This window comes from Streptomyces sp. NPDC060209 (assembly GCF_042728155.1).
Taxonomy (GTDB): Bacteria; Actinomycetota; Actinomycetes; order Streptomycetales; family Streptomycetaceae; genus Streptomyces.
In genome coordinates this window covers 1-26,652 of sequence record NZ_JBHWZS010000102.1, presented here as the reverse complement: position 1 = coordinate 26,652, position 26,652 = coordinate 1, and the positions used below count along the sequence as shown (strand labels likewise).

The following is a 26,652-nucleotide window of genomic DNA, read 5'->3' as shown; positions in this document are numbered from 1 at the left end:
CCGGGGCGGCCTCGGCGGCCGACCCGGGGCACCTGAAATCCATGGGTGCCGGGTGACCGGGAAGGCACCATGGCGGCATGAAGCCGCTGCTGCTGATCGACATCGACGGTCCGCTCAACCCGTACGCGGCGCTGTCCCGCCGCACCGTCCCGGAGGGCTACACCCTCCACCGGATGCGGCCGACGGGGTGGAAGGTGGGAGTGCCGCTGCCCGTCCTGCTCAGCCCCGGACACGGCGACGAGCTGCTGGCTCTCGCCGGCCGGTACGAACTCGTCTGGGCGACCACCTGGAAGGACGAGGCGAACGAGTGGGTCGGCCCGCGCATCGGGCTGCCCCCGTTGCCGTACATCGACTGGCCCGCGATGCACCTGGCCACGGTGGACGGGACGTACTGGAAGACCCGCCATGTCGTCGACTACGCGGACGGGAGGCCGTTCGCCTGGATCGACGACGAGATCTCCGAGCTCGACAAGGCCTGGGTCGCCGCGCACCACCCGGGGCGGGCCCTCCTGCGGCGGATCGACCCCTGGGTGGGTCTGGTGCGGGCTGACTTCGACGTGCTCGCCGAATGGGTGGCGTGAACCCTCGCTCCGAGCAGGCGTGAGGGTACTGCCCGGACGCTCAGCTCCAGGGAAGCGAGGCGCGGTGGCGCCAGTACGCCTCCGGCTCCTCCACCAGGGCGGCCAGCCGGTCCAGCCGGTCCGGGTCCAGGTCGAGCAGGGGCGCGTGCAGGTTGGCCGCCAGCTGGGTGACGGTGACCGCGCCGGACAGTACGACTCCGGCCCACGGCTGGTGGAGCACGAGCGCCAGGGCGACGGCGTCCGCGTCCAGTCCTGCTTCGGCTCCGATCTCCCGGACGACGGCGGGCGCCTCGGTCCCGGCGAGCCGGCCGTTGGCCACGGCCTCCTTGACGATCACGGTCAACCCGGCGTCGTGCGCCTCCGCGAGTGCCGCTCCCGCGGAGGTCTCCAGGGCGTTGTAGGTGGCCTGGACGGTACGGAAGAGGGGTTCGCCGTCCACCGTCACGGCAAGGGCGGCGCGGATGGCGTCGGCCTGGCCGGGGCCGCTGGCGGAGAAGCCGACCGTGGTGCCCCCGGCGGCCAGCTCGGCGAGACGCGCGTGCAGGTCCTTGTCGCTCAGCGCCGGGCTGTCGGCGGTCAGCGAGTGGATCTGGTAGAGATCGAGCCGGTCGCCGAGCAGTCCGGCCGTCTCGCCGTGCTGGCGTTCGAAGGTGGCGAGTCCGTGGTCCTTCACCTCGTGCGTCTCGGCGTCCACGCGCCAGTCGCCGGTGTAGGTGTACCCCCACTTGCTGCCGATGACCACATCCATCACATCTGGACGGGTGGTCAGCCACTCGGCGAGGAACTCCTCGGCGCGGCCGTAGGAGCGGGCGGCGTCGAAGTAGCGCACACCCTGGGCATAGGCCGCGTCCAGGAGTTCATGGGTGCGGGCGCGCAGCGCGTCCACGCCGCGGTCGCCGGGCAGATCGCGGTCGCGGTGCGGCGTGATGTAGCCGGGCCTGCCGACGGCGGCCAGGCCGAGCCCGATGTGGGAGGTCGGGGTAGTCGCTCGGTTCAGGCGGGCGAAGGGCATCGCGGGCTCCTCTGGGTCGGTTCCGAACGCCTTCCCGTCAACGTAGCCCGCGATGCCTGCGAATCATCCGCGCGCGGTCGCCCAGGCGTGCTGCGTCACCAGGTCGGCCTTCACCTCGGCCAGCTGGACGGCGACGGCCGAGGGGGCCGTCCCGCCGCGCCCGTCTCGCGAGGCGAGCGCGCCGGGCACGTTCAGGACGGTGCGCACCTCCGGGGTGAGGTGCTCGGAGATCTTCGCGAACTGCTCGTCCGTCAGCTCGTCGAGCTCGATGCCCTGCTGCTCGCAGACCTTCACGCACTCGCCCGCGACCTCGTGCGCCACCCGGAACGGGACGCCCTGCTTGACCAGCCACTCGGCGATGTCCGTGGCGAGCGAGAAGCCGGCCGGGGCCAGTTCCTCCATGCGCTCCCGGTTGACGGTGAGCGTCGCCATCATGCCGGTGAAGGCGGGGAGCAGGACCTCGAGCTGGTCACAGGAGTCGAAGACCGGCTCCTTGTCCTCCTGGAGGTCGCGGTTGTAGGCGAGCGGGAGGGCCTTCAGGGTCGCCATCAGCCCGGTCAGGTTGCCGATGAGGCGGCCGGACTTGCCGCGGGCCAGCTCGGCGATGTCCGGGTTCTTCTTCTGCGGCATGATCGAGGAGCCGGTGGAGAAGGCGTCGTGGAGGGTGACGAAGGAGAACTCCTTCGTGTTCCAGATGATGATCTCCTCCGCGATACGGGAGAGGTTGATGCCGATCATCGCGGTGATGAACGCGAACTCGGCGACGAAGTCCCGGGACGCGGTGCCGTCGATGGAGTTGGCGACGGAGCCGTGCTCGAAGCCGAGGTCGGCGGCGACGGCCTCCGGGTCGAGGCCGAGGGACGACCCGGCCAGCGCGCCGGAGCCGTACGGGGACACGGCGGTGCGCTCGTCCCACTGCCGCAGCCGCTCCGCGTCACGGATCAGGGGCTGCACATGGGCCAGGACGTGGTGGGCGAAGAGGACGGGCTGCGCGTGCTGAAGGTGCGTGCGGCCGGGCATGGCCACGTCCGGGTGCGCCTCCGCCAGTCCCACCAGCGCGTCCTGGAGCTCGGCGACGAGTCCGCCGATGATCCGGGCGTGGTCGCGCAGGTACATGCGGAAGAGCGTGGCGACCTGGTCGTTGCGGGACCGGCCGGCGCGCAGCTTCCCGCCGAGGTCCGGGCCGAGGCGCTCGAGGAGACCGCGCTCCAGCGCGGTGTGGACGTCCTCGTCCGCGATGGTGCCGGTGAACGAACCGTCGGCGACGGCGGCTTCCAGCGCGTCGAGTCCGGCGATCATGCGGGTCAGCTCGTCCTCGGTGAGCAGTCCCGCCTTGTTGAGCACGCGCGCGTGGGCACGGGAGCCCGCGATGTCGTACGGCGCGAGTCGCCAGTCGAAGTGGACGGAGGCGGACAGCTTGGCCAGCGCCTCGGCGGGGCCGTCGGCGAAACGGCCGCCCCAGAGGCGTACGTCGCTGTTGCCGGTGCCGTTGCTCACTGCGTGCTCCTCGGAGGTGCAAGGGGTGGGATGTGCGCCCGCCTCCCTGTCGCTGGAGGACGGGGAGGCGGCTTGTCGTACGCGTCGTGCCGGGCGGTGCCGCACTCGTGCGAACGGGATCCTGGCGCCGTCGACCTCGGCGCCCACTCACTGATAGGCATAACTATGCAATGCTCCGTATGAATTGTCAAAAGCGCAGGCAGAGGGTCACTGATCGGTGATCCCGGGGTGGCTCGCCATGATCGCTTCGGCCGTCCGCCACACGCGGGGCAGGAAGCGGAGGACCTCGTCGGCGCGGCGGAGGAGGTCCCCGGAAGAGCCGATGCCGAGGTCGGCGACGGCCGCCTCGAACGCCGGGGTGCGGGAACGGTGGAGCGCGGGGGCGTCCGCCGCGAGCACGGTGTGGCAGCGGGCGAAGGTCGCGATGATCCAGAAGACGGCCTCGCGGTGGTCTCCGCGGTCGATGAGGTCCTGACTGCCGCCGATCGCGACCGGCCGGGCGGCCGGTGTGAGGTCGCCGCTGAAGAAGTACGGCGTCCTCGCGACGGGGGCGGTGGCGTCGAACGTCCGGGTGAGCTCGTCCAGATGGTGCTGGACGCGTCCGGCCGGCAGGTTCCGGCAGCCGAGCAGGCCCAGCAGTTCCGGGTAGAGCCCGGGGTGGCCGTGGTCGGTGAGGACCTCACGCGCGGCCGGGTAGCGCAGGCGCACGGTGGGGTTGCGAAGGGCGGCGGCCAGCAGCACATGGGTGGTCACGCCGGTGGGGAACAGCCAGGAGGTGACCTGCTCGTGGAAGGGCGCGGAGCCGTCGATCGCCGCGAGGCGGTTCTCGACGCGCCGGCGGGCGTCCAGGCACCTGCGCCGGACCCAGGGGCGGGCGGCGAAGCGGGGTGAGACCTGTGCCAGCAGGGTGCGCAGGTGGCCGGTCGGGTCGTCGACGACCGTGTCCGTACGGAAGCTCCCGGCGAGGTGGTAGGAGCCGAGGACCTGGTCGGCGGACCCGATCGCCGCCAGGGGCAGACGGCTGACTTCCAGCAGGACGCCCCTGTGGCGGAACTTGCCGGGGCCGATGGGTGGTTCGTCCTCGGCGGTGACCACGACGACGTCGATGTCGGACGAGGGCGCCAGCCGGGCGCCGGCCGGAAGCCCCACGGTCGATCCACTGATGTACGCGCCCTGGTATCCGGCTTCCGCACGGGCGTACCGGGCGACCCAGTCGGCCGCGGCGGTACGCGCCGCCCCGACCGTCACCTGGAAATTCTCTCCCGCCGCATCCCGACCCGGCTCGATAATCGATTCCATGGGAAAAACCTACGAGCGCATCGACGGACGGCTCAGGACTTTCATCGAGGAACAGCCCCTCTTCTTCACCGCGACCGCGCCCCTGGACGGCGACGGCACGGTCAACCTCTCGCCCAAGGGCATGAGCGGGTCGTTCGCCGTCGTCGACGAACGGACCGTGGCCTACCTCGACTTCGCCGGCAGCACTGCCGAGACCATCGCCCATCTCCGCGAGAACGGGCGCATCACGCTGATGTGGTGCGCCTTCCAGGGCCCGCCCAACATCGTCCGTGTGCACGGCCGCGGGGAGCCGGTCTTCCGTGACGACCCGCGCTTCCCAGGGCTGCTCGGCCTTTTCTCCGGCATCGACCCGACCCCCCACGGGCTGCGCGCGATCATCGTGGTGACGGCCGAGCTGATCCGGGACTCCTGTGGGTACGCGGTGCCGTTCATGTCGTACGAAGAGGACCGCTCCCTGCACGCCGACCGTTTCCGGCGCGAGGACGACGACAGCCTGAGCCGGTACTTCGAGAAGAAACAGGACATCGCCACCAGCATCGACGGACTGCCGGGGCTCCCCCTGCCACTGCCCGCGATGCCCACGCCGGCCGCGGGGTGAGGCACTGGGCCGTACGGAGCAGGTGCGGTGGGGGCGGGCCGCCGCGCCCCGTACGGTCCGGAGCATGCGCAGATTCCTGGTGACCGCGTCGGTTCTCCTGGCCCTGGCCGGTTCGCTCGCGGCGCGGCCCGCCGGGCCCCCGCCTCTGCCGGAACGGCTGGCCGACACCGGCGGCGGTACGCAGCTGATCACCGCCGAGGCCGCCGGCACGGACTCCAGCACGGGCACGGTCACCTGGTGGGACCGGCGTGGGAGCGGCTGGGTGGCGGCGGGTTCGGCGCCCGCCCGCTTCGGGGCGAACGGCCTGGCCGACGGCGCCACCCGTACCCAGGGCACGAACACCACGCCCACCGGGCTGTACGACCTGCCGTACGCCTTCGGGACCGAGGCCGCTCCGCCCGGAGCCCGCTATCCCTACCGCCGGGTCGGTGAGAGCTCGTGGTGGTGCCAGGACAACGCGTCCCGCGCCTACAACCGCTGGGTGGATCCGCGGCCCGCCGACTGCCGACCGGACGAGGCCGAACACCTCGTCACCTATTCCACGCAGTACGCCCATGCGCTCGTCATCGGCTTCAACTACCACCGGCCGGTGCGGGGCAGGGGCGCCGGCATCTTTCTGCACGTCGACGGGAAGGGCGCGACCGCCGGCTGTGTGTCCGTGCCGGCGGCCGCCATGGGCCGGATCCTGACCTGGGCCGACCCGGCCCGCCGTCCGCACATCGCGGTCGGGACGGCGTCCGGCCCGACCGCGATCACCCGCTACTGAGGACCGCGGTCGTTCTGTGCCAGCCGCAGCAGGTGGTCGGCCAGCGCCTGGCCGCCGTTCGGGTCACGGCTGATCAGCATCAGTGTGTCGTCCCCGGCGATCGTGCCGAGGATCGCCTGGAGTTCGGCCTGGTCGATGGCCGAGGCGAGGAACTGGGCGGCGCCCGGAGGCGTACGCAGCACCACGAGGTTGGCCGAGGCCTCCGCCGAGATGAGCAGCTCGGCCGAGAGCCTGCGCATCCGCTCCTCCTTGGCCGAGCCTCCGAGCGGCGCCTGCGGGGTGCGGAAACCGCCCTCGCTCGGCACCGCGTAGATCAGCTCGCCGCCGGTGTTGCGGATCTTCACCGCGCCGAGCTCGTCCAGGTCCCGGGAGAGCGTCGCCTGGGTGACGCTCAGCCCGTCGTCGGACAGGAGCCTGGCCAGCTGGCTCTGCGAGCGCACCGGCTGGCGGTTCAGGATGTCCACGATCCTGCGGTGGCGTGCCGTGCGGGTATGTGGCACCGACGGCCCGCCGTGGTCGGTTTCCTGCGCCTCGGTCATCGTCGTCGCCTCATTCTCCGGATCGTCACTCTCCGGATCGTCCGTCCCCGTAAGCCGCGTCGAGAGCTCCCGGCAGAATCCGCAGGAACGCGTCCACCTCGGCGTCACCGATGATCAGCGGCGGCATGAGCCGTACGACGTCGGGGGCGGGCGCGTTCACCAGGAGTCCGGCTCCCTGAGCCGCCTGCTGCACCTTCGGTGCGAGGGGCCCGGTGAGCACGATACCCAGCAGCAGTCCCGAGCCGCGGACGTGGGAGACCGACGGGTGCCCGAGGCCCTCGACGCCGTCCCGGATCCGCTCGCCGAGCCGCTTCACGTTGTCCAGGATGCCCTCGGTGGCAAGGGTGTCCAGCACTGCGAGACCGGCGGCGCAGGCGACGGGGTTGCCGCCGAACGTCGTGCCGTGCTGACCGGGCTTCAGCAGGTCGGCCGCGGCACCGAACGCGACGGTGGCGCCAATCGGAAGTCCGCCGCCGAGGCCCTTGGCCAGGGTGACCACGTCGGGCTCGACGCCCTGGTGTGCCTGGTGCTCGAACCAGTGGCCGCAGCGGCCGATCCCGGTCTGCACCTCGTCCAGGACGAGCAGCGTGCCGGTGGCCCGCGTGATCTCCCTGGCCGCCTCCAGATAGCCCTTGGGCGGTACGACGACGCCGTTCTCGCCCTGCACCGGTTCGATGATCAGCAGCGCGGTGTCGGTCGTCACCGCGGCCCGGAGCGCATCGACATCGCCGTACGGCACGTGTGTGACGTCGCCGGGCAGCGGCAGGAACGGGTCGCGCTTGCCGGGCTGGCCGGTCAGCGCGAGGCTGCCCATGGTCCGGCCGTGGAAGCCGCCGTCGGTGGCGACCATGTGCGTACGCCCGGTCAGCCGGCCGATCTTGAAGGCCGCCTCGTTGGCCTCGGCGCCGGAGTTGCAGAAGAAGACCTTGCCCGTGCGCCCGAAGAGCTGCAGCAGCCGTTCGGCGAGCGCGATGGGGGGCTCGGCGGTGTAGAGGTTGGAGACGTGGCCGAGGGTGGCGATCTGTGTGGAGACGGCCTCGATCACCGCGGGGTGGGCGTGGCCGAGCGCGTTGACCGCGATCCCGCCGACGAAGTCGAGGTACTCGGTCCCGTCCGCGTCCCACACCAGGGCGCCCGCGCCGCGCACCAGCGGCAGCTGCGGGGTCCCGTAGTTGTCCATCAGCGCACCCTGCCAGCGCTGTGCGAACTCCTCGTTGCTCATGACTCCCCCTCTGCGTCGGGCTGTGCGACGGGCGTCGCGTCGGGCACGACCATCGTGCCGATTCCCTCGTCGGTGAAGATCTCCAGCAGGATCGAGTGCTGGACCCGGCCGTCGATGACACGGGCGGTCTCGACACCGTTGCGTACGGCGTGGAGGCAGCCCTGCATCTTGGGCACCATGCCGCTGGAGAGGTCGGGCAGCAGCTTCTCCAGCTGGGTGGCGGTGAGGCGGCTGATGACGTCGTCGCTGTTGGGCCAGTCCTCGTAGAGGCCCTCGACGTCGGTGAGGACCATCAAGGTCTCGGCGTTCAGCGCTGCGGCGAGTGCCGCGGCCGCGGTGTCGGCGTTGACGTTGTAGACGTGGTTGTCCTCGGCGGAGCGGGCGATGGAGGAGATGACCGGGATCCGGCCGTCGTCCAGCAGCGCCTGGATCGCTCCGGTGTCGATGTCGGTGATCTCACCGACCCGCCCGATGTCGACGGCCTCACCGTCGATCATCGGACGGTGCTGGGTCGCGGTGATCGTGTGGGCGTCCTCGCCGGTCATGCCGACGGCGAGCGGGCCGTGCTGGTTGAGCAGCCCGACGAGCTCGCGCTGGACCTGCCCGGCCAGCACCATGCGCACGACGTCCATGGCCTCGGGTGTGGTGACGCGCAGCCCGGCCTTGAATTCGCTGACCAGGCCCTGCTTGTCGAGCTGGGCGCTGATCTGCGGGCCGCCGCCGTGTACGACGACGGGCTTCAGGCCGGCGTGCCGCAGGAAGACGACGTCCTGGGCGAAGGCGGCCTTCAGCTCCTCGTCGATCATGGCGTTGCCGCCGAACTTGATGACGACGGTCTTGCCGTTGTGCCGGGTGAGCCAGGGCAGCGCCTCGATGAGGATCTGTGCCTTGGGCAGCGCGTTGTGCTTCCTCGCGGCGCTCATGAGCTGTACGCGCTGTTCTCGTGGACGTACTCGGCGGTCAGGTCGTTGGCCCAGATCACGGCGGACTCGTCTCCCGCCGCGAGGTCCGCGGTGATCCTGACCTCCCGGTAGCGCATGTCGACCAGCTCGCGGTCCGCGCCGACGCCGCCGTTCTTGCACACCCAGACGTCGTTGATGGCGACGTTCAGCCGGTCCGGCTCGAAGGCGGCCTTCGTGGTGCCGATCGCGGAGAGGACACGGCCCCAGTTGGGGTCCTCGCCGTGGATGGCGCACTTGAGGAGGTTGTTACGGGCGATGCTCCGGCCGACCTCCACGGCGTCGTCCTCGGTCGCCGCGTTGATCACCTCGATCCGGATGTCCTTGGAGGCGCCCTCGGCGTCGCCGATCAGCTGCCGGGCGAGATCGGCGCAGACGCTCTGCACGGCCCGGTCGAACTCGGCCTGCGCAGGGGCGATTCCGCTCGCCCCGGAGGCGAGCAGCAGCACGGTGTCGTTGGTCGACATGCAGCCGTCGGAGTCGACCCGGTCGAAGGTGGTCCGGGTGGCGGCCCGCAGCGCGGTGTCGAGCGCGGGAGCCTCGACGTCGGCGTCGGTGGTGAGGACGACCAGCATCGTGGCGAGTCCGGGGGCGAGCATGCCCGCGCCCTTGGCCATGCCGCCGACGGTCCAGCCCTCGCCGCCCGCGACCGCGGTCTTGTGGACCGTGTCCGTGGTCTTGATCGCGATGGCGGCCTTCTCGCCGCCGTGCTCGCTCAGGGCGGCCGCGGCCGTCTCGATGCCGGGCAGGAGCTTGTCCATGGGGAGAAGCAGGCCGATCAGCCCGGTCGACGCGACCGCGATCTCCCCGGCGCTGTGCCCGGTGAGGACCTCGGCGGCCTTCTCCGCGGTGGCGTGGGTGTCCTGGAAGCCCTGGGGCCCCGTACAGGCGTTGGCCCCACCGGAGTTGAGGACGACGGCGGTCACTTCGCCGCCCTTGAGCACCTGTTCCGACCAGAGGACGGGTGCGGCCTTGACGCGGTTGGAGGTGAAGACGCCCGCGGCGGCGCGGCGGGGCCCGTTGTTGACCACGAGGGCCAGGTCGGGATTACCGCTCTCCTTGATTCCGGCGGCGATGCCCGCCGCCGTGAATCCCTTGGCTGCCGTGACGCTCACTGCATCTCCTCATTCGCTTCTCCGCCTACGCACCGCGGCGGCGTGGCTCTCGTCGTAACCCGCAGCCCGGCGGCTACGCGTGGGGCGCTCATGGTGCGACCCCGATCGTGGAAAGACCCGTGTCCTCGGGGAGCCCGAGAGCGATGTTCATGCTCTGCAGGGCGCCTCCGGCGGTGCCCTTCGCGAGGTTGTCGATGGCGCTGATGACGATGATCCGGCCGGCTGCCTCGTCGTGGGCGACCTGGACCTGCACCGCGTTGGATCCGTATACCGCCGCGGTGGACGGCCACTGCCCCTCGGGCAGCAGATCGACGAACGGCTCGTCGGCGAAGGCCTTCTCGTACGCCGCACGGAGCGACTCGGCGCCCACTCCGGGCTTCGCCTTCGCGCTGCACGTGGCGAGGATGCCGCGGGGCATGGGCGCGAGGGTCGGGGTGAAGGACACGGACACGGGCTCACCGGCCGCGGCGCCGAGGTTCTGGATCATCTCGGGGGTGTGCCGGTGGACGCCGCCGACTCCGTACGGGGTCATGTTGCCCATGACCTCGGAGCCGAGCAGGTGCGGCTTGGCCGACTTGCCCGCGCCGGAGGTGCCGGACGCGGCGACGACGACGGCCTCGGGTTCGGCGAGGCCGGCCGCGTACGCCGGAAAGAGCGCCAGGGAGACGGCCGTCGGGTAGCAGCCGGGCACGGCGATGCGCTTGGACCCCTCCAGCGCCGCGCGTGCCCCGGGCAGTTCGGGCAGGCCGTAGGGCCAGGTGCCGGCGTGCGGCGAGCCGTAGAACTTCTCCCAGTCCGCAGGGTTCTCGAGCCGGAAATCGGCGCCCATGTCGACGACGAGCACCTCGTCACCGAGCTGTTCCGCCACGGCGGCGGACTGTCCGTGCGGCAGGGCCAGGAAGACGACGTCGTGGCCGCTGAGCACCTCTGCCGTGGTCGGCTGGAGGACGCGGTCCGCGAGCGGCCGCAGGTGCGGCTGCAGTGCGCCGAGCCGCTCGCCGGCGTTGGAGTGGGCGGTGAGGGCCCCGATCTCGACCTCTGGGTGGGTGAGGAGCAGACGGAGCAACTCCCCGCCGGCGTAACCGCTCGCTCCTGCCACTGCCGCACGTACCACCATCGGAATTCCTCCTCATCGATGGCATGACTATACGCAGCTATGCAGTTTTATGCAAAGCCCATGCCGTCGGAACCCGGCTCCGTCAGGACGCCGGGTACGTCGGCAGGCACCTTCGGTGACGCCCCGAACGCCCCCACGCCCCCAAGCCCCCACGGGGACGGCTGGCGGGGCCGACGCGCCCCGGCACCACTCCCCCGCAGCCGTCAGAAGACGAAGTCGTCGGTCAGAACGCACCCGTCCACCTGGGCGGGCGCGGTGCTCACGTCGCCCGTCGCCTCGAAGTCCGGGTTGCAGTTGAGGACGAGCAGGTTGGACGCGGACAGGTGGCGCAGCGTGTCCGGGTCGGGCGCGATGACGGCGAAGTCCGCGCCGATGCCGAACCCTCCGTCGATACCGGCCTCCGGTGCGGTCTTCACCCGCTCGGCGATGTCGGCGCGGTAGGCGTTCTGCAGCTTCTTCATGCCCTCGCCGGATCCGGTCCAGAAGACACGGATGTAGCCGTTCCCCCCGTCTCCGCAGGTGCCGCGGAAGCGCACGCCCCAGCTCTCGTCGAACTGCTCGTCCATGGGGTAGTAACGGTCGTCCGACGGGTCGATGCTGTACTGCTCGCAGGTCGTGAACCGCTGCAGGAACTCACCGGCCGCCATGACCGACCCGGACTCCGGGAGGTTGGCGAGCATGAACCGCTCCCGGGTGCTCAGCCCGCCGTCGCCGCCGGTGCCGCCGTTGCGTCCGGCACCGTCGGCCGGCTGCGGCTCCGCCGCGCCACCGATCGCGCCGACCGCCGCCGCGTCGCCGCTCCCGCCGTCGTCCTCACAGCCCGCCAGGCTCACCACCGCCGCACCCGCGACCATCACAGCCGTGAAAGCCCGCACCACACGCATTCCGTCCCCCGTCGCTCCGCTGTCGGTTGCAACCCGGGACCCTAGGACATGAGCATGTCCAAGATCAAAGCCGGTGGCCCGGGCGGCGCCCCGCGCCTGCTGAGGCGGGTGCGGCGGAACTTCGGTTATATGGCCTGGGGACCGCCGGAGCACGGCGTGAGCGCGAACACGCAGAGGAGAGATGAGCGGCCATGGGCGAGATCGTCGACGAGATCAGCCGTGTACACCGGGAGGTCGGCACTCGCCAGGTGGCGTCGGACGCGGCGGGCACGGTGTTGTTGCGGCGCACCTTCGACGCCGGTGCCGCCGAGGTCTGGGCGGCGGTGACCTCGCCGGAGCGGATCGCCCGGTGGTTCCTCCCGGTGACCGGTGAGCTCCGGGAGGGCGGGAGCTACCAGCTGGAGGGGAACGCCGGCGGCGAGATCCTGGAGTGCGTGCCCCCGGAGCGGCTCCGTGTGTCCTGGGTGATCGGACCCGACCCCGGCTTCAGCGAGGTCGAGGTGCGCCTCACACCGGAGGGCACCGACCGGACGGTGTTCGAACTGGAGCACGCGTCCGTGGTTCCTGAGGAGTTCCGGAGCCAGTACGGGCCGGGCGCGGTCGGGATCGGCTGGGACCTGGCTCTTCTGGGGCTCGGGTGGCACCTGACGGACGACGGGCTCAGCCCGGAGGACGCCGTGGAGTGGCAGACCTCTCCCGAGGCGAAGGCCTTCGTGGCGCGCTCGGGCGAGGAATGGGGTCGCGCGTTCTCCGCTTCCGGGGCGGACCCGGAGACCGTGACCGCGACGACCGTGGCGACGATCGCGTTCTACACGGGGGAATAGACCGGAGAGGGGAGCGGACCGGCGGTCACCGGTCCTGCACGGACCCGTCCCGCAGGCGGCACTCGTACCGCCCTGCCGCCTCCAGCATCCAGGGGTCGGGCAGGAGCTCCCGGTCCACGGATCCGATCAGGTCGTATCCCGCCACACACCGCGGATCGTCCCGCTCGGCCAGCCCGTACACGGCCCGGATACGCGTCGTACCGTCTTCGTCGTGCAGCAGGCCGGCCAGCACGTCGGCGATGTCCGGGCTCCGGCCCGGGTACTCGGCAAGCCAGGCGCACGCGGCCGCACGCACATCACTGTCGGCGTCCCGGGCCAGCGTGAACACCGCCCGCAACGCCTCGTCCGTGGTGAGCAGCCCCTCCGACCGCCGAAGTGTGTACGGCACCATGCGGCGGACGTCCGGAACCGGGTGCGTGAGATGGGAAAGGCCCACCGCCTCCACCTCCGGGGCGTCGTGGTCGGCCAGGCCGTTCAGCACGGCACGGAGAACAGCCGGGTCCTCCTCCTCGGTGGCCCAGGGAAGGAAGATCTCCAGCGCCCGCTGCTCGTACGGCAAGGTCTCGGCGAAGACGCTCCCGTCGGCGATGGCCATGAGGAGCTGGGCGGCGAAGAGCCGGCGCAGGGGATCCGCGTGGGACCGCAGCGCCGCCGCGGCTTCCCAGGTCTCATCGTCCCTCCTGCGGCACAGGACGAAGAACGGTCCCCACCAGTTGGCGTGCTCGGGGTCGGGGAACGCGAGGGCGCGGCCGAGCAGCTCGTCGAACGGCGTACGCACACCGAACCGGGCTTCGAGCGCGCTGAGGATCTCCGAATGTCCCTCGCGGGCCGTGACGCCCCCGAGCGTGAACTGCTCGTAGTCGGTGAAGAAGTTCTCGTCCCGGACCCGGACCCGCACCGCAGGTCCGGGATCACCGGTCCTGCGCCGGAGCTCCGCCAGGGTTCCCGTCCCGTGCCACTGCCGTGCGCGGTCGAGGAGTTCCGTGCGCACGGCGGGGTCCGTGAGGGGGCCCGTGCCGTCGATCAGTGCGTCGACCCCGGCGACACAGCCGCAGTCGACGGCCCTCAGCAGCGGGGTGGAGCCGTCCGGCAGCCGGCGATACGGGTCCGCTCCCCCCGCCACCAGGGCCTCGACCACGGGTACGTCGTACGAGGCGACGGCCGCGCAGAGCGGAGGCAGGCCTCCCTCGCCCGGCGCGTCCGGATCGACTCCGGCGGCCAGGAGCGCCTTCACCGCCCCGGGGTCCCGCTCACGCACCGCGGCGACGAGCCGGGGGTCGCCGGCGGGCACGTCAGTCGCGGTCGGCCTGCTCGGCGCGGGCCGCGTCGCGCTCCTTGATGCGCGCCGTTTCCTTGCGGACATCCGCCTGGGTGGCGCGCTCCTTCTGCAGCCACTCGGGGCCGTCCTGCTTCAGGGCGTCGATCTGCTCGGTGGTGAGGGGCTCCGTGACACCGCCGCGCGCGAGACCGGCGATGGAGATGCCCAGCTTCGAGGCGACCACCGGCCGGGGGTGCGGGCCGTTGCGGCGCAGGTCCTGCAGCCACTGGGGCGGGTCGGACTGCAGCGCGTTCAGCTCGGCGCGCGAGACGACGCCCTCCTGGAACTCGGCGGGGGTGGCTTCGAGGTACACACCCAGCTTCTTCGCCGCGGTGGCGGGCTTCATTGTCTGGGTGGTCTGGTGCGACGTCATGGTGTCCAGGGTATCGAGCATGTGCGCCGCCTCCGACCACGGCCGGTAACCTGGCGGGGTGACAGGCTCGGAAGTACCCCCTGCGTTCCGGCTCGCCTACGTCCCGGGCGTGACCCCGACCAAGTGGGTGCGGATCTGGAACGAGCGGCTGCCCGGTACCCCGCTGACCCTCGTCGGCGTGCCCTCGGCCGAGGCCGCCGGCCTGCTGCGTGACGGTGGCGCGGACGCCGGTTTCGTGCGGCTGCCCGTCGACCGTACGGACCTCAGCGCGATCCCCCTCTACACCGAGACGACCGTGGTCGTCATGCCCAAGGACCATGCGGCGACGGCCGTCGAGGAGATGGCGGCCGAGGACCTCGCCGAGGAGATCGTGCTGCATCCCCTCGACGACCCGCTCGACTGGGAGCGTCCGCCGGGCCGGCCCGCCTTCGAGCGGCCCGCCACGACCGAGGACGCCGTCGAGCTGGTGGCGGCGGGGGTGGGGCTGCTCGTCGTCCCGCAGTCGCTGGCCCGTCTGCACCACCGCAAGGACCTCACCTACCGGCCGCTGGCCGGCGTCCCCGGGTCGCAGATCGCCCTGTCGTGGCCGGAGGAGAAGACCACCGACCTGGTGGAGGAGTTCATCGGGATCGTCCGGGGGCGGACGGTCAACAGCACCCGGGGCCGTGCCCCGACGCCGCCGCAGCCCAAGGCCAAGCGGGCCGACAAGAAGAGCGGTGCCCCGCGCAAGCCTGCGGCGGGCAAGACGTCCCGGGGCGGCTCCGGCGGCTCCGGCGGCGCGAAGAACCCCAAGGGCGGCGCCAAGCGCGGAAAGCCCCGCCGTCGGCCGTAGCGGGCGGGCCTGCCCCTACCCGTAGTACTTCGGAGCTACGCGCCAGGTGCACTCCTGAGCGGGACGCCGAAGGCACAGGCACGTCCATAACTTCGGTACCGGATTCAACGAGCCCCATCCGGTACGGAAGGACTTCCCCATGGCGTCCCGCCCATGGAGCAGCCGCGCGCGGCGCGCCCTGCTCACCGCACTCGTCACCATGTCCGTGGCGCTGCCGGTGTCGGGGGCGGCCCGCCCCGCCGCCGTTCCCGCGCCCGCCCCGGCCGCCCTCGCCCCGCTGGGCACGGCGGATCCCTCGGCGCTGGATTCCAGGTATGCGGCCGGCCGGGAGGAGATCCGGGCGGCGCGGGACATGGCCGCCCGCCACGGCGACCGGCGAAGGGCCGCCGCGCTCACGGGCATGTCGGGCTCCGGGCGCACCTTCCTGATGTTCGACGGGCGGGACGGCGGCCGCAGCGTGGAGGTGTTCGGGGATCTGTCCCGGGCCCGGCGGATCGCGGTACTCGTGCCGGGGGCGGGCGTCGACCTCGATCATTACGGGCGTTTACGGCGTGGCGCCGAGGCGCTCCTGGGCGAACTGGGCAGCGGGTCCGCCGTCGTCGCCTGGCTCGGCTACCGGACGCCCGCCACGCTGGGCCCTTCGTCCCTGACCGCGGGGCGGGCCGACGGAGCGGCGCCCCGGCTGAGGGCGTTCGTACGGGAGCTTGCCGTGGCCGTGCCCGCCGCCCGGGTCTCCCTCCTCTGCCACTCCTACGGTTCCGTGGTCTGCGCCCGGGCCGCGTCCGGGCTCGATGTGGCGGACATCGTGCTGTACGGAAGTCCCGGCACCGGCGCCGGGAGCGCAGCCGGCCTGCACACCCGGGCCACGGTGCGGGCGGGCCTGGGCGGGGAGGACTGGATCGCCCGGATTCCGCACACGACTCTCCCGCTGCCGTTCGTCACGGTCGGATTCGGGACGGACCCGACGGCACCGGAGTTCGGGGCCGAGGTCTTCGACGCGGGCGACGCCGGGCACAGCGGCTATCTGAGACCCGGCTCCGTCTCGCTGCGCAGCATCGCCGGGATCGTCGCGGGCAGGGCCGGGGGCCGTCATGCGTGACCTCGCGCGGCGCCTCGATGTGCGTGGTCTCGTGCGGCGAATGGACGCGGCGACGCCCCGGGACCGCGACCGCGCGGTCGACGCCCTGCGCGCCTTCGCCATCCTGGGCGTGGTGTGCGGTCACTGGCTGGTGACCGCGCTGGTCGCCGACAGCGGCACGGTGCACGGCGCGAGTCCGCTCCAGCACATGCCCCGGCTCGCACCGGTCTCGTGGGTGTTCCAGACGCTCGCCGTCTTCTTCCTGGTGGGCGGTCAGGTGGGCGCGAAGGCATACGCCTCCGCCCGGGCCAGGGGCGAGTCCTACGGGCGCTGGCTGGGGGTCCGGATGAGCCGTCTGTTCCGGCCGGCCGCCGTCGTGACCGTCGTGTGGGCCGTGGCGGCCTGCGTGATGCTGGCCTCGGGGGTGGACGAGGGGACAATACGCGCGCTGGGCAAGCTGGTGTGGTCGCCCCTGTGGTTCCTGCTGGTGTTCGCGGCGCTGACGGCGGCGACCCCGCTGGTGACTCGGCTGCATCCGCTGTGGCCGCTCACCGTCGTCCTGTACGTCGACCTGTTCCGGCTGGGACTCGACGGCCCCGCCTCCCTGGGCTGGATCAACGTGGCCGCCGGCTGGCTGGTCCCCTACTGCCTGGGGACGGCCTGGGCACGGGGCGGGCTGAGCGACCGGCGGACCGGATGGGTACTGCTGACCGGAGGCGCGGTGGCCACGGCGGGGCTGGTGCTTCTCGCCGGCTACCCCGCGTCCATGGTCGGGGTGCCGGGCGGCACCCTCTCCAACCTCGACCCGCCGACGCTGGCCGCCGTCACCTTCGGCCTCGCCCAGTGCGGTGCGGCCCTGCTGCTGCTCGGACGTCTGCGCAGGGCCCTCGCGCGGCCCGCGGTGTGGGCGGTGGTGGCTCTGCTGAACCTGTCCGCGATGACCGTGTTCCTGTGGCACCAGACCGCGATGATCGTGGTCACGTCGACCGCCCTGTTCCTGAGCGGTCCGCTGCCCGGCCTGCACACGGTCCCCGACGGCCCCGGCTGGGTGCTCGCCCGGCTGGCCTGGCTGCCGGTGTTCGCACTGGTGCTGCTGGTCTGCCGGGCAGCGTTCGGGGCGTACGAGCAGCGGGGCGGCGGCAGTTCGACCGTCGTACGGTCGGGTTCCCCTGTCCGGGCACCGGAGTCGCGCCGTGTCTAAGCTGAGCGGCATGACGGAGGCTGGGGGGCGGATCGTGGCGGCGCTGCGCGGGCTGCCCCGCATGCTGCGCGAGGACCTGTGGACCTCGCCCGTCGATCCGGTGCCGCCCATGGGAGCGCCCGGATCGCCGGTCTGGCGGCCCGCGTTCGGGATGCTGCTGACCCTCGGGGCGACGGTCGTCGCCGTGTGGCACGTGCCCGACCTGATCCCGCACGGCGCCGCCGTGCCCGAGTACGCGGTGCTCCTCGTCGTGTGCCAGGCACTGGCACTCCTCACCGCGATGTGGCAGCCCCTGTACGCGTGGTGGGCCTCGCTGGTCCTGATGGTCGTCAGCGTGCGGATCGCGGAGTCCGCGATGCCGCCCGGCGCACTGTTTCCGTGGACGGGCCCCGAGATCGCGTTGCAGAGCGGGGCGCTCTTCCTGCTGACGCTGCGGGTCCGTCCGCGCCGTGCGGCCCTCGCGCTCACGCTGAGCCTGCTGGCGGGACTGACATCCGGTCTCACCACCAGGGCCCACGACTTCTCCCTGGGCATCGGCGCACTGGCCTGCGTCACGGCCGTGGTGACCGGCGCCGCGCTGCGCGCCCTGCGCGTGGCCCGCACGGAGCTGGTCGAGCAGTCGGAGCTCACGGAGGAGGAGCGGGCCCGGCGCACCCTCCTGGAGGAGCGCAACCGGATCGCGCGCGAGCTGCACGACGTGGTCGCGCACCACATGTCGGTGATCTCCATCCAGGCGCAGGTGGCCCCGCATCTGGTCGAGAATCCGTCGGACGAGCTCAGGGAGAACCTCGCCGGGATACGGGAGAACGCCGTGGAGGCGCTGGCCGAGCTGCGCAGGGTGCTCGGTGTGCTGCGCTCGGAGGACGCCATGGCGGACGGGCTTCGGCACGCCCCGCAGCCCACCCTCGACCGCCTCGACGAGCTGATCGGCAAGGTGCGGGGCGCCGGCATCGCCGTCGCGAAGGAGACGACGGGGACGCCGAGGCCGCTGCCGCCGGGGGTGGAGCTCTCGGCGTTCCGCATCGTGCAGGAGGCGCTCAGCAATGTGATGCGGCACGCCCCCGGAGCGCACGCACGGGTGGAGGTCGGCTACCACTTTGCCGCCGTCACGGTCCGGGTCACCAACACCGCCGCGGACATGGCCCCCGCGCCGGCGGGCGGAGTCGGACACGGGCTGCTCGGCATGCGGGAACGCATCGCCATGCTGGGCGGCGATCTCACGCACGGCCGCACTCCCGGCGGGGGTTACGAAGTAATGGCGACGCTCCCCCTGGAGGACCCCGCATGACCATCCGCGTGCTGATCGCCGACGACCAGATGATGGTCCGTCAGGGCTTCACGGTGCTGCTGAACGCAGAGCCCGGCATCGAAGTCGTCGGTCAGGCGGTGGACGGCCTGGACGCGCTCGAGCAGGCGGCCGAACTCGCCCCCGACGTCGTCCTGATGGACATACGGATGCCCCGTCTCGGCGGCATCGACGCCACCCGCCGGCTCACCGAGGCGCCCGGCGCCACCGTCCGGGTCCTCGTACTGACCACCTTCGACCTCGACGAGTACGTGTACGAGGCGCTGCGCTCCGGCGCCTCAGGGTTCCTCCTGAAGGACGCCTCCGCCGCCGAACTCGCCCAGGCCGTAAGGGTGGTGGCGGCCGGTGACGCCTTGCTCGCCCCGAACATCACCAAGCGCCTGATCGCCGAGTTCTCCCGGGTCAGCTCCGGTCCCCGCGCCCCCAGCAGGGAGCGCGTCGGCGCCCTGACGGAACGCGAGACCGAAGTACTCTCGCTGATCGCGCAGGGCCTGTCGAACGCGGAGATCGCGGTGCGCCTGGTGGTGGCGGAACAGACCGTGAAGACCCATGTGGGCCGGATCCTGGTGAAGCTGGGCCTGCGCGACCGGACCCAGGCCGCGGTGTACGCGTACGAGTCGGGGCTGGTGCGCCCGGCCGGTTACTGAGCCTCGGGGAGGGCGTCGTACACCGCGTCGACCAGCGCCATCTTGCGCGGGTCGTCGGCGATGTTCGGGCCCATGCGGTTCATGACGTAGCCGAGCGCGATCCCGGCCTCCGGGTCGGCGAGGCCGCAGGAGCCGCCCGCCCCGTCGTGGCCGACGGCACGCGGGTTGGGGCCGTACGAGCCGTTCGGGCCGCTCAGCCAGAGGCCGAGACCCAGCTCGGTCTCGTGGGCGAAGCCCGCTCCCAGCACCAGGTCACGGCAGCTGCCCTGCCCCTCGCGGACCCGCTCGGCCGCCTCCTCGGACAGGATCCGCCTGCCGTCGAGGCTGCCGCGCCCGGCGACGATGCCGTAGAGGGAGGCGACCGCGCGGGCGGTGCCGTGGCCGTTGGCGGCGGGGATCTCGGCGGCCCGCCACTCGGGGGTGTTGGCGGCGGCGGTGCCCGTGCCCGGGTTGAGCAGCGAGGCGATGGCCACCGGATCCATCCGGGCGAAGAGCTCGGCCTGTTCACGCGAGACGGCCTTCGGCTGGACGAGCTCGGCCACCCGGCCCGCCTCCTTCTCCGGGAGGCCCACCGTGAAGTCGATGCCGAGCGGTCCGGTGACCTCCTGCCGCAGGAACTCCCCCGGCAGCAGGCCTGTGATCCGGCGGACGACCTCGCCGACCAGGAAACCGTAGGAGATCGCGTGGTATCCGGAGCGGGTGCCCGGCTCCCACCAGGGCTCGGTGGCCGCGAGGCGGGCCGTGGTCAGCTCCCAGTCGTAGAGCTCGGCCAGGGTGTGCGGATCGCGCAGGCCCGCTACTCCCGAGCGGTGCGAGAGCAGATGGCGGACGCGCACGGACTCCTTGCCCCCGGCGGCGAATTCGGGCCAGTACGCGGCCACCGGGGCGTCCAGGTCCAGGAGGCCGCGGTCGACGAGGATGTGGGCGCAGAGCGCGGTCGGGCCCTTCGTCGTGGACCAGACGTTGACCACGGTGTCCCGCTCCCACGGGCGGGTCCGTTCCCCGTCGGCCCAGCCGCCCCAGAGATCCACCACGGGGTGGCCGTCGAGCAGGACGGTGACCGCCGCGCCCAGCTCGTCGCGCTCGGCGAAGTTCGCCGCGAACGCGTCGCGTACCGCAGCGAACCGGTCGTCACAATGGCCTTGGATTTGCGGCACGGGTCTCTCTCCTCGTCTCGGTGCCACGCACCATACCGACTGGTCGGACTGGCGGGAAGGCGCCGTACGCCCCGTTCCTTCGACCGGGTGATCCGATCAGCGCGGAACAGCTTCGAGACTGAGGCTCCAGCGGCCGGGCAGTCCGGTGATCGTCACGGCGGAGAGGGGACGGACGTCGACGTTCCAGTACGTCGACGGCGGGGCCTTGAGGGCGTACACCAGGGCAGCACGGACGACGGCCGGTTCGGCGACGGCGACGACGGCGCCGTCCCGGACCGGACGGGTGTCGAGCCAGTCCCCCACCCGGGTTATGAAGCCGAGCAGGGATTCGCCGCCGTGCGGGGCGGAGCGCGGATCGGCGAGCCAGGCGTCGACACCGGCCGGCTCGCGCGCGGCGACCTCGGACAGGGTCAGGCCCCGCCAGCGGCCCATGTCGCAGTCACGCAGGGCGAGCTGGACGAGCGGGGCGAAGCCGAGGGCGTCACCCGTGGCGCGGCTGCGCGGCGTGGGCGAGCAGTAGCGCAGCTCGGCGGCGCCGAGCCGCACCAGCGTGTGGGCGGCGAGCTGGACCTCGCGCCAGCCCGCGTGGTCGAGCGGCCGGTCGTCGTCGAAACGCTCGGCGAGGAGGGCGGAGCTGCGTGCTGCGGCGACCAGGGACACCCGAACCGTCATGGGCGCGATCGTGGGGCCGGCCGCCCCGCCGGTCAAGAGGGCGGGTCGGAAAGCGCGTTCGCCCGCCTCAGCCCACCTGGAGGGACATCCACATGTCCGGCTCGGGCAGCGGGGTGAAGCCGAGCTTCGCGTACACGCCGTGGGCGTCCTTGGTGGCGAGCAGGAACCTGCGCACGCCCAGGGGGGCCAGCTCGTCCCGGACGGTGGTGACGAGCCGGGTGCCGAGGCCGTGGCCGCGGGCCCCGGGGTCGACATACACGTCGCATATCCACGCGAAGGAGGCACGGTCGGTGATCACGCGCGCGTAGGCGGCCTGTTCACCCGAGGCGAGGTCGTAGGCACCGTAGTTGAGTGAGCCCGCCGCCATACGGTCCTGCTTTTCACGGGTGCGCCCCAGGGCCCAGTAGGCGTCCGTGGACAGCCAGTGGTGGATGCGGGCCGGGTCCAGCCGCGAGGGGTCGTCGGAGATCTCGTAGCGCCGCTCGGCGGTGTCGTCGTCATTCATCCGGGGAGGCTATCGCCAGGTGTCAGCAGCTCGTCGACAGCGGTACGCAGTCTGCGCACCCCCTCGGCGATCTCGGCCGGGCCCGAAACGGCCGCGAAGCTCAGTCTGACGTGTCCGGCGGGTGGTTCGGCGCAGTGATAGGGGCGGCCGGGTGCGACGGCGACGCCGGCCCTCAGGGCGGCGGAGACCAGGACCGGCTCACCGGCTCCCGGGCCCGGGAGCCGGAGCCAGATGCTGCCGCCGCCCGACGGCACGTGGGGCAGGGCGAGTTCGGGCAGCCGGGCGCGCACCGCCGCCGTCATCGCTGTGCGGCGACTGCCGAGCTCGGCGGCCACGGTACGGAGATGACGTTCCCAGGCGGGGGAACCGACGAGTTCGAGGGCGGCCTCCTGGATCGGGCGCGGAACGAAGAAGCTGTCGACGACCTGGATGGCGCGCAGCCGCTCCAGGACGGGGCCACGGGCGGCCAGCGCGCCGACGCGGAGGCTGGGCGATGTGATCTTGGTGAGCGAGCACACGTGGACGACGACGCCGTCCGGGTCGTGGGCCGCGAGGGGCTCGGGCAGCGGGCCGGCGTCCGCGTGGACGAGACGGCGGGCGAAGTCGTCCTCCACCACGAAGGCGCCCGCCTCCCGGGCGGCCCGCACGATCCGCTCACGCCGGTCCGGGGCGAGTACCGCTCCCGTCGGGTTCTGGAAGAGCGGCTGGCAGACGAAGACCCTGGCCCCGGTGGCGCGGAAGGCGGCTTCCAGCAGATCGGGCCGCACCCCGTCGGCATCCACGGGTACGGGTACCGGTCGCAGACCGGTGGCGCGGGCGGCGGCCAGCATGCCCGGGTAGGTGGGCGACTCGACGAGGACGGGGGCTCCCGGCGGGGCGAGCGCCCGCAGCGCGGTGGCCAGGGCGCTCTGCCCTCCCGCGGTGATCAGGACGTCGGACCCGGTGAGCGTGCCGCCGATCTCACGGGCGAACCAGGCGCACAGCTCGGCCAGCCCGTCGGTGGGCGGTCTGCCCCACGCCCCCGGCCGGCGTCCGGCCCGGGCCAGGGCGGCGGCGAGGGCACGCTCGGGCTGGAGACCGGGATGGAGGTAGCCGCCGTTGAATTCGATCACCCCGGGCGGCGGTGCGGCGAGGGTGACGAGGACACCCGAGGCGTCGACGGTGCGCGGCACGACCTCGGGTCCGCCGTCACCGCTGAGCGACACCTCCTGCCAGGAGGTGTCGCCCGGAGCGGGGACGGCGGTGCGGGTCTCGGCCCGGAAGGCTCCGGAGCCGGGGCGGGTGACGACCAGACCTTCGGCAGCGAGCTGTGCGACGGCCCGGGAGACGGTCACCGGACTGACCTTGAAGCGCTCGACAAGCACCCGGCTGGACGGCAGCTTCCCACCTGGAGAGTAGCGGTTCAGCTCGCTCCTCAGGGAATTCGCCAGTTCGGACACGCTGCTACGCTCATGCATGACAGCACAGAATAGCGCTACTGGACAGATGGCGATAGCGGTGGACGTCGGTCGGCCCGAGGTCCGGCGCGGTCCCGGAAGCGGGGTCGTGCTCGCCGGGCTAGGTGTCCTCGCCTTCTCGCTGACCTTCCCCTCGACGGTGTGGGGCCTGGAGAGCTTCGGCCCCTGGTCCCTGGTCGCGCTGCGCAGCGTGCTCGCGGCGCTGATCGCGGGTTGCGCACTTCTCGCGGGCCGGGTCCCGGTGCCCGACCGCCGCCACTGGGCCGGCCTCGCGGTCGTCGCGGGCGGTGTGGTCGTCGGGTTCCCTCTGCTGACCTCGCTGGCTCTCCAGACCTCCACGAGCTCGCACGCGGCCGTCGTGGTGGGGCTGCTCCCTCTGACGACCGCGCTCCTCTCGGCCCTGCGCACCGGCTCGCGCCCGCCGCGCGCCTTCTGGGTCGCGGCACTGGCGGGGGCGGCCGTGGTGATCGCCTTCACGGTCCAGCAGAGCGGCGGAAAGCTCTCCGGCGGCGATCTCTACCTGTTCGGGGCCCTGCTGGTCTGCGCGGCGGGATACACCGAGGGCGGCAGGCTGGCCGGGGTGATGCCCGGCTGGCAGGTGATCGGCTGGGCCCTCGTCCTCTGCCTCCCGCTCGCGGTGGCCGGTGCGGCCGTGGCGCTGCCCTTCGAACCGGTGCACCTCACGGCTCACGGGCTCGTCGGGCTGGTCTGGGTGGCCGCCGGGTCCACCTTCCTGGGGCTGTACGTCTGGTACCGGGGCATGGCGGAGATCGGGGTCCCACGGGCCAGCCAGCTCCAGCTGGCGCAGCCGCTGCTCACCCTCGTCTGGTCGTTCCTCGCCCTCGGCGAGGAGGTCTCCACGGCCGCCCCGGTGGCGGCGGTGGCCGTTCTGGTGTGCATCGCCGTCACCCAGCGCGCGGGGAGCCGCGGCACCCGCCGCACAAGAGCCGACACGGCCGTCCGGTCATAGACTTGTCGACATGGACCGCCACCCGTGAGGAGGTCACTCCCGATGGAGGCACACACGGGCGACCGGCTGCTGACGCACGGCAGGACCGTGGGGCAGCACGACCGGGTCGCAGAGATCATCGAGGTGCTCGGCGACGGGGGCAGCCCCCCGTACCGTCTGCGCTTCGAGGACGGGCACGAATCGATCAGGTCCCCGGGTCCCGACAGCGTCGTCCAGCACACCGCCCCCGAGGACCGGGAACGGTAGAGCGCGCGTACGCCGGGGGCACGAGTGGTCCCCGGCGCACGCGTCCGGGCAGGACAGGGCCGGCGGCCGCGGCCGATGTCCCCCGAGCCGGGCCTGCGGGCCCGGCGGCCCGGATCAGCGGGGTGTGCGGGCCCGTACCTGGTAGTGGTCGGCCACCACGCGGGCCATGGCCCCGATGGGGTCCGCCTTCACCTGTTTCGCGGAGAAGTAGACATGGCCGCCCACCTCCGGATGGCCGGCGGCGAGGTCGAGATGCCGTGAGAGTTCGGCCGGGTCCTGCCAGGCGGCGGGCTGAGCCGGGTCTCCCGCCTTGTACAGCGCCTCCCCGACGTAAAGGCCGACGCCGGTACCCCGGACCGTCCCGGCCCACCATGGCAGCAGCTTCGCGTAGTCGGCGGCGGAGAAGCCGATGTTCCAGTAGATCTGCGGGCAGATGTAGTCGATCCAGCCCTCCTTGACCCACTTTCGGGTGTCGGCGTGCAGATCGTCGTACGTCTGCACGCCGGCCGCGGTGTCGGAGCCCAGCGGATCGGTCTTGGCATTGCGCCACACCGCGAAGGGGCTGATCCCGAACCGGACGCCGCTCCTGACCTCCTTGATCCGTTCCGACGTCTCGCGGACCAGCCGGTCGGTGTTGTCGCGGCGCCAGGCCGCCTTGTCCGCGAAGTCCCCGCCGTGGAGCTCGTAGGCGGCGTCGTCGTCGAAGACCTGGCCCGCCACCGGGTAGGGGTAGAAGTAGTCGTCCCAGTGCACCGCGTCGACGGCGTAGCGGCTCACCGCGTCGAGCATCGCGTCCTGGACGAACTTCCTGACCTCGGGCAGGCCCGGGTTGTAGTAGAGCTTCCCGCCGTACGGCAGGACCCAGTCCGGGTGCAGCCGCGCGGGGTGGGAGGCCACCAGACGTGAGGGGTCCGTGTGATTCGCGACCCGGTACGGGTTGAACCACGCGTGCAGCTCCAGACCGCGGGCGTGTGCCTCGCGCACCGCGGTGCCCAGCGGGTCCCAGCCCGGGTCCTTGCCCTGGACACCGGTGAGGCACTGGGCCCACGGCTCGTACGCCGAGGGCCACAGGGCATCGGCGCTGGGCCGGACCTGGAGGACCACGGCGTTCAGCCGCAGCGCGACCGCACGGTCCAGATGGGCGATCAGCTCCGCCTCCTGGGCCGCGGCGCCCATGCCCGGCGCCGAGGGCCAGTCCAGGTTGGCGACTGTGGCGATCCACACGCCGCGCAGCTCGCCCCCGTCCGCTCCGCGTCCCCCGTGCCGAGGCGGGAGGGGCCTGCGCGCCGCGACGGCATCACCCGCCGTCATCAATCCCGCCACCGCGCTCGCCGCGCCCATCACCAATGACCTTCGGCCCATACCACGCATCTGTGTACCTTTCGTTCCTCGGTTCCCGTGTGTCACGTCGGCAGTGCGTGACGCAGATCATGCCCGTCCCCGGACCGCACGACCCGCAGCTCGGAGAAGCCGGATCGCGGAGTAACGTCGTGGGGTCGAGGCGGGCACCGGAATCAAACGGGAACTGCCGCACGAAGATCAGCGAAAGGCACGAGGTGACGGACTCTATGGCCGACATTGCACGCGTCGGAGTGGTGGGCTGTGGCCAAATGGGCGCAGGCATCGCGGAGGTGTGCGCCCGCAGCGGCCTCGATGTCATGGTGGCCGAGACCACTGGCGAGGCCCTGGAGATAGGGCGTACCCGGCTGCACAACTCCCTCTCCAAGGCCGCCGAACGCGGCAAGATCACCGCGGAGGAGCGTGACGACACCCTCGCCCGCCTCAGCTTCACCACGGACCTCGGCGAGTTCGCCGACCGCGATCTCGTGATCGAGGCCGTCGTGGAGAACGAGCAGGTCAAGACCGAGATCTTCCAGGTACTCGATCAGGTGGTGACCCGTCCGGACGCCATCCTCGCCTCGAACACCTCCTCCATCCCCCTGGTGAAGCTGGCCGTGGCGACCTCCCGGCCCGACCAGGTCATCGGCATCCACTTCTTCAACCCGGCCCCGGTGCAGAGGCTCGTCGAGCTCATCCCCGCGCTGACGACGTCCGACGAGACCATAAAGCGTGCCGAAGCGGTCGTGCAGAACGTGCTCGACAAGCACGCGATCCGCGCCCAGGACCGGTCGGGCTTCGTCGTCAACGCCCTGCTGATCCCGTATCTGCTCTCGGCGATCCGGATGTTCGAGTCGGGCATCGCCAGCCGCGAGGACATCGACAACGGCATGGAGATGGGCTGCGCCCACCCGATGGGCCCGCTCAAGCTCGCCGACCTGATCGGCCTGGACACGGTGGCCTCGGTCGCCGACTCGATGTACGCGGAGTACAAGGAACCGCTGTACGCCGCTCCCCCGCTGCTCCAGCGGATGGTGGACGCGGGCCGGCTCGGCCGCAAGACGGGCTCGGGCTTCTACCCGTACGAGTGAAGCGCCCCCGTCTCCGCGGCGGGCGGGCCCGGTCCGCCCGGCTCGCCC

Annotated in this window: 28 protein-coding genes; 12 read left to right on the top strand and 16 right to left on the bottom strand. The window is 72.2% G+C overall.

What is annotated here, in order from left to right; all coding sequences use genetic code 11:
• Positions 1-77: 77 nt before the first annotated feature.
• The gene (locus ACFWFI_RS20690; protein ID WP_387392170.1) at positions 78-581 is read left to right on the top strand and encodes an HAD domain-containing protein; all 504 of its coding nucleotides are present in this window, start codon (positions 78-80) and stop codon (positions 579-581) included.
• Positions 582-621: 40 nt separating this feature from the next.
• Here ACFWFI_RS20690 and ACFWFI_RS20685 read toward each other — a convergent pair whose 3' ends face one another.
• The 3 genes from ACFWFI_RS20685 to ACFWFI_RS20675 all read right to left on the bottom strand — a co-directional run bounded on the left by ACFWFI_RS20685 (position 622) and on the right by ACFWFI_RS20675 (position 4,389).
• Positions 622-1,593: an aldo/keto reductase gene (locus tag ACFWFI_RS20685; protein ID WP_387392167.1), complete on the bottom strand. Its 972-nt coding sequence runs from the start codon at positions 1,591-1,593 to the stop codon at positions 622-624.
• Positions 1,594-1,656: 63 nt separating this feature from the next.
• Entirely contained in the window at positions 1,657-3,090 is a 1,434-nt protein-coding gene (gene argH, locus ACFWFI_RS20680; protein ID WP_387392164.1) for an argininosuccinate lyase, read from the bottom strand.
• A 207-nt stretch (positions 3,091-3,297) separates the two neighbouring features.
• Positions 3,298-4,389, bottom strand: a complete 1,092-nt coding sequence (locus tag ACFWFI_RS20675) for a hypothetical protein (RefSeq protein ID WP_387392161.1) — start codon at positions 4,387-4,389, stop codon at positions 3,298-3,300.
• On the opposite strand from ACFWFI_RS20675, the gene ACFWFI_RS20670 reads away from it, so the two are divergent.
• Together ACFWFI_RS20670 and ACFWFI_RS20665 are read left to right on the top strand one after the other, a co-directional pair.
• Entirely contained in the window at positions 4,388-4,987 is a 600-nt protein-coding gene (locus tag ACFWFI_RS20670; protein WP_387392158.1) for a pyridoxamine 5'-phosphate oxidase family protein, read from the top strand. The two genes, ACFWFI_RS20675 and ACFWFI_RS20670, sit on opposite strands and share 2 nt — an antisense overlap.
• Before the next feature lie 64 nt (positions 4,988-5,051).
• On the top strand, positions 5,052-5,753 hold the full coding sequence (locus ACFWFI_RS20665; RefSeq protein ID WP_387392155.1) for a L,D-transpeptidase family protein: 702 nt from the start codon (positions 5,052-5,054) through the stop codon (positions 5,751-5,753).
• Here ACFWFI_RS20665 and ACFWFI_RS20660 read toward each other — a convergent pair.
• The 6 genes from ACFWFI_RS20660 to ACFWFI_RS20635 all read right to left on the bottom strand — a co-directional run bounded on the left by ACFWFI_RS20660 (position 5,747) and on the right by ACFWFI_RS20635 (position 11,583).
• On the bottom strand, positions 5,747-6,292 hold the full coding sequence (locus ACFWFI_RS20660) for an arginine repressor (protein ID WP_387392152.1): 546 nt from the start codon (positions 6,290-6,292) through the stop codon (positions 5,747-5,749). The two genes, ACFWFI_RS20665 and ACFWFI_RS20660, sit on opposite strands and share 7 nt — an antisense overlap.
• 25 nt (positions 6,293-6,317) lie before the next feature.
• The gene (locus ACFWFI_RS20655) at positions 6,318-7,514 is read right to left on the bottom strand and encodes an acetylornithine transaminase (protein WP_387392149.1); all 1,197 of its coding nucleotides are present in this window, start codon (positions 7,512-7,514) and stop codon (positions 6,318-6,320) included.
• On the bottom strand, positions 7,511-8,437 hold the full coding sequence (gene argB / locus ACFWFI_RS20650) for an acetylglutamate kinase (protein WP_387392146.1): 927 nt from the start codon (positions 8,435-8,437) through the stop codon (positions 7,511-7,513). Before argB ends, ACFWFI_RS20655 begins: the two co-directional genes overlap by 4 nt.
• Complete coding sequence (gene argJ, locus ACFWFI_RS20645) at positions 8,434-9,588, bottom strand: bifunctional glutamate N-acetyltransferase/amino-acid acetyltransferase ArgJ (protein ID WP_387392143.1); 1,155 nt, start codon at positions 9,586-9,588, stop codon at positions 8,434-8,436. The genes argB and argJ overlap by 4 nt, the downstream gene beginning before the upstream one ends.
• An 88-nt stretch (positions 9,589-9,676) precedes the next feature.
• Positions 9,677-10,705, bottom strand: coding sequence for an N-acetyl-gamma-glutamyl-phosphate reductase (gene argC, locus ACFWFI_RS20640; RefSeq protein ID WP_387392140.1), 1,029 nt, complete (start codon positions 10,703-10,705; stop codon positions 9,677-9,679).
• 203 nt (positions 10,706-10,908) lie between these two features.
• Positions 10,909-11,583 carry a hypothetical protein gene (locus ACFWFI_RS20635; RefSeq protein ID WP_387392137.1) on the bottom strand — a complete coding sequence of 225 codons (675 nt, stop codon included), beginning with the start codon at positions 11,581-11,583 and terminating at the stop codon, positions 10,909-10,911.
• Positions 11,584-11,780: 197 nt separating this feature from the next.
• Here ACFWFI_RS20635 and ACFWFI_RS20630 point away from each other — a divergent pair, with 197 nt between their 5' ends.
• Positions 11,781-12,413, top strand: coding sequence for an SRPBCC family protein (locus ACFWFI_RS20630; RefSeq protein ID WP_387392134.1), 633 nt, complete (start codon positions 11,781-11,783; stop codon positions 12,411-12,413).
• A gap of 25 nt (positions 12,414-12,438) precedes the next feature.
• Here ACFWFI_RS20630 and ACFWFI_RS20625 read toward each other — a convergent pair whose 3' ends face one another.
• Together ACFWFI_RS20625 and ACFWFI_RS20620 are read right to left on the bottom strand one after the other, a co-directional pair.
• Positions 12,439-13,704 carry a HEAT repeat domain-containing protein gene (locus tag ACFWFI_RS20625; protein WP_387392130.1) on the bottom strand — a complete coding sequence of 422 codons (1,266 nt, stop codon included), beginning with the start codon at positions 13,702-13,704 and terminating at the stop codon, positions 12,439-12,441.
• Position 13,705: 1 nt separating this feature from the next.
• Positions 13,706-14,125, bottom strand: a complete 420-nt coding sequence (locus ACFWFI_RS20620) for a DUF5997 family protein (protein ID WP_387392127.1) — start codon at positions 14,123-14,125, stop codon at positions 13,706-13,708.
• A 37-nt stretch (positions 14,126-14,162) separates the two neighbouring features.
• Here ACFWFI_RS20620 and ACFWFI_RS20615 point away from each other — a divergent pair, with 37 nt between their 5' ends.
• The 5 genes from ACFWFI_RS20615 (at position 14,163) to ACFWFI_RS20595 (ending at position 19,168) form a co-directional block, all read left to right on the top strand.
• Positions 14,163-14,936, top strand: a complete 774-nt coding sequence (locus tag ACFWFI_RS20615; protein ID WP_387392124.1) for a LysR family substrate-binding domain-containing protein — start codon at positions 14,163-14,165, stop codon at positions 14,934-14,936.
• 139 nt (positions 14,937-15,075) lie between these two features.
• Positions 15,076-16,035 carry an alpha/beta hydrolase gene (locus ACFWFI_RS20610; RefSeq protein ID WP_387392121.1) on the top strand — a complete coding sequence of 320 codons (960 nt, stop codon included), beginning with the start codon at positions 15,076-15,078 and terminating at the stop codon, positions 16,033-16,035.
• On the top strand, positions 16,028-17,215 hold the full coding sequence (locus ACFWFI_RS20605; protein ID WP_387392118.1) for an acyltransferase family protein: 1,188 nt from the start codon (positions 16,028-16,030) through the stop codon (positions 17,213-17,215). Before ACFWFI_RS20610 ends, ACFWFI_RS20605 begins: the two co-directional genes overlap by 8 nt.
• Before the next feature lie 10 nt (positions 17,216-17,225).
• Positions 17,226-18,503: a sensor histidine kinase gene (locus ACFWFI_RS20600; protein ID WP_387392115.1), complete on the top strand. Its 1,278-nt coding sequence runs from the start codon at positions 17,226-17,228 to the stop codon at positions 18,501-18,503.
• Positions 18,500-19,168, top strand: coding sequence for a response regulator (locus ACFWFI_RS20595; protein WP_387392112.1), 669 nt, complete (start codon positions 18,500-18,502; stop codon positions 19,166-19,168). Before ACFWFI_RS20600 ends, ACFWFI_RS20595 begins: the two co-directional genes overlap by 4 nt.
• On the opposite strand, the gene ACFWFI_RS20590 is transcribed toward ACFWFI_RS20595, so the two are convergent.
• The 4 genes from ACFWFI_RS20590 to ACFWFI_RS20575 form a co-directional block, all read right to left on the bottom strand.
• The gene (locus tag ACFWFI_RS20590; RefSeq protein ID WP_387392109.1) at positions 19,162-20,325 is read right to left on the bottom strand and encodes a serine hydrolase domain-containing protein; all 1,164 of its coding nucleotides are present in this window, start codon (positions 20,323-20,325) and stop codon (positions 19,162-19,164) included. The genes ACFWFI_RS20595 and ACFWFI_RS20590 overlap by 7 nt on opposite strands.
• Before the next feature lie 96 nt (positions 20,326-20,421).
• Positions 20,422-20,997 carry a histidine phosphatase family protein gene (locus ACFWFI_RS20585; protein ID WP_387392106.1) on the bottom strand — a complete coding sequence of 192 codons (576 nt, stop codon included), beginning with the start codon at positions 20,995-20,997 and terminating at the stop codon, positions 20,422-20,424.
• A 67-nt stretch (positions 20,998-21,064) separates the two neighbouring features.
• A complete protein-coding gene (locus tag ACFWFI_RS20580; RefSeq protein ID WP_387392103.1) occupies positions 21,065-21,502 on the bottom strand; it encodes a GNAT family N-acetyltransferase in 438 nt (145 codons plus the stop codon).
• Positions 21,499-22,959, bottom strand: a complete 1,461-nt coding sequence (locus tag ACFWFI_RS20575; RefSeq protein ID WP_387392100.1) for an aminotransferase-like domain-containing protein — start codon at positions 22,957-22,959, stop codon at positions 21,499-21,501. The genes ACFWFI_RS20580 and ACFWFI_RS20575 overlap by 4 nt, the downstream gene beginning before the upstream one ends.
• Between ACFWFI_RS20575 and ACFWFI_RS20570 the strand changes: the two genes are divergently transcribed.
• Both ACFWFI_RS20570 and ACFWFI_RS20565 read left to right on the top strand, forming a co-directional pair.
• Positions 22,958-23,929: a DMT family transporter gene (locus ACFWFI_RS20570; protein WP_387392097.1), complete on the top strand. Its 972-nt coding sequence runs from the start codon at positions 22,958-22,960 to the stop codon at positions 23,927-23,929. The genes ACFWFI_RS20575 and ACFWFI_RS20570 overlap by 2 nt on opposite strands.
• 42 nt (positions 23,930-23,971) lie before the next feature.
• Positions 23,972-24,175 carry a DUF1918 domain-containing protein gene (locus ACFWFI_RS20565; protein WP_387392094.1) on the top strand — a complete coding sequence of 68 codons (204 nt, stop codon included), beginning with the start codon at positions 23,972-23,974 and terminating at the stop codon, positions 24,173-24,175.
• Positions 24,176-24,289: 114 nt separating this feature from the next.
• Here the strand turns inward: ACFWFI_RS20565 and ACFWFI_RS20560 are convergent, their stop codons facing one another.
• Positions 24,290-25,516 (bottom strand): glycoside hydrolase family 10 protein, encoded by a 1,227-nt coding sequence (locus ACFWFI_RS20560; protein WP_387392091.1) that lies wholly within the window; start codon positions 25,514-25,516, stop codon positions 24,290-24,292.
• Between the two features lie 227 nt (positions 25,517-25,743).
• Between ACFWFI_RS20560 and ACFWFI_RS20555 the strand changes: the two genes are divergently transcribed.
• Positions 25,744-26,604, top strand: coding sequence for a 3-hydroxybutyryl-CoA dehydrogenase (locus ACFWFI_RS20555; RefSeq protein ID WP_387392088.1), 861 nt, complete (start codon positions 25,744-25,746; stop codon positions 26,602-26,604).
• Positions 26,605-26,652 lie beyond the last annotated feature (48 nt).